2 protein-coding genes are annotated in these 1,552 nt (G+C 64.8%); one reads left to right on the top strand and one right to left on the bottom strand.

The genetic code is table 11. The annotated features are described in order from the left end of the window. Positions 1-255 (top strand): thiamine pyrophosphate-dependent enzyme (locus VNZ93_RS15470; protein WP_325706819.1); only part of this gene is annotated, 255 nt, incomplete at its 5' end. A 54-nt stretch (positions 256-309) separates the two neighbouring features. Here the strand turns inward: VNZ93_RS15470 and VNZ93_RS15465 are convergent. Further along, the coding region (locus VNZ93_RS15465; protein ID WP_325706816.1) for an amidohydrolase at positions 310-1,552 on the bottom strand (1,243 nt) is incomplete at its 5' end.

Here is a 1,552-nt window from a genome sequence, read left to right as displayed (position 1 = left end):
GTGTTCCAGCCCGAGTCGAAGTTCAACGATCTTTCGGACTGGAATTTCGCGGCAATCGCCCCGTCGCTCGGCGGCCATGGCGTACGCGTCACGACGCGCCGCGAGTTGCGCGACGCACTGGATGCGGCGGTCGCGCGCCGCGGCGTGTTCTCGCTGGTCGAGGTGATGCTGAAGCGCGGCGAGACCTCGCACACGCTGCATCGCTTCGTCACCGGCTTCAAGGCCGCGCGGGAGAAGATGGCGAAAGCGTCGTAGGACCGGGCGATCGCGATATCCGCCTCGTCGAACGCGCTTTGCGGAAGACCGTGCTCAGCTCTCGTGACGGATCTGCCCGTTCATCATGCTCATCGTCACCGTGGCGCGGTGGATGTCATGTGGATCGCCTTCGAGGATGTTGCGGTCGAGCACGATGAGATCGGCGAACTTGCCGGTTTCGATCGATCCCACCTTGTCCTCCATCCGAAGCTGCCAGGCGGCGCCGAGCGTGTTGGCATGGATCGCCTCGGCGACGGTCAGGCGCTCGTCGGCGGGGCTCAGGACCGGCGCATCCGTTTTTCCGATCAGCTGGCGGGTGACGCCAACCTGGATCGCGTCGAGCGGCTTGTAGGTCGAGAAATAGCCTGCCGCCGGCCAGTCGGTGCCGAACGAGATGCGGCCGCCGGATTTCAGGATGGACTTCGGCCGATACATCCGGCTCTGGCGCGCCGGCCCGTACCGTTCCAGCATGTTGATCATCGTGTCGGGATCGGCCGATAGCCAGTTGGCGGAGAATTGCGCGGTGACGCCGAGCTTGCCGAAGCGCGGATTGTCGCTGTCCTCGACATAGACGAGATGCGCAATGGCATGGCGGCGGTCGCGTGGAGGATTGGTCGCGATCGCCTTTTCGATGGCGTCGAGAGCGGTGCGGGCGGTGCGCTCGCCGCAGGCATGGACGTGCACGTCAAAGCCGGCAGCATCGACATTGCCGATGAGCTGATGCCATTGCTCGACGCTGAATGGCGACGCGCCGATCGAGTCCGGCTTGTCGGCATAGGGCTCAAGCAGCCAGGCCGTATACCCTTCCTGCGAGCCATCGCCGACGATCTTGACGACATTGACCTGCACCAGCTCGCTGGAGACGCGCTTGCGAATGTCGGTGAGCTGCTGCACCGCGTCGTCGACCGGCAATCCCTTGACCGCATAGGACGCGACGACACGGAACGGCAATTTCCCGCGCTTCTCAACGTCGGTGTAGAGTGCAATCAGCGAGCCCTGATCGCTACCGATCGGCGGCACGCCGGCATCGAAGATCGTGGTGATGCCCGCGGCGGCGGCCTTCGGCAGCCAGGCTTCCATGAGCTGTCCCATCGCGGCGGGCGAAATCGGTTCGACGGCGTTGACGAGCGCGAGCACCGCGTTCACTTCGAGCACGTAGCCGGTCGGCTCGCCATTCTTGTCGCGCACGTAATAGCTGAAGCGCGGGATCGGGTCCGGCGTGTCGCGATTGACGCCGGCGATCTCCAGCGCCTTGCTGTTGGCCCACAGGCTGTGGCCGTCGATGGCGAAGAAGAAG

This window comes from Pseudorhodoplanes sp., from assembly GCF_035565795.1.
In the GTDB taxonomy this organism is placed as follows: domain Bacteria; phylum Pseudomonadota; class Alphaproteobacteria; order Rhizobiales; family Xanthobacteraceae; genus Pseudorhodoplanes.
The sequence above is the reverse complement of the archived record's forward strand: the minus strand, read 5'-3'. Positions and strand labels throughout refer to the sequence as shown.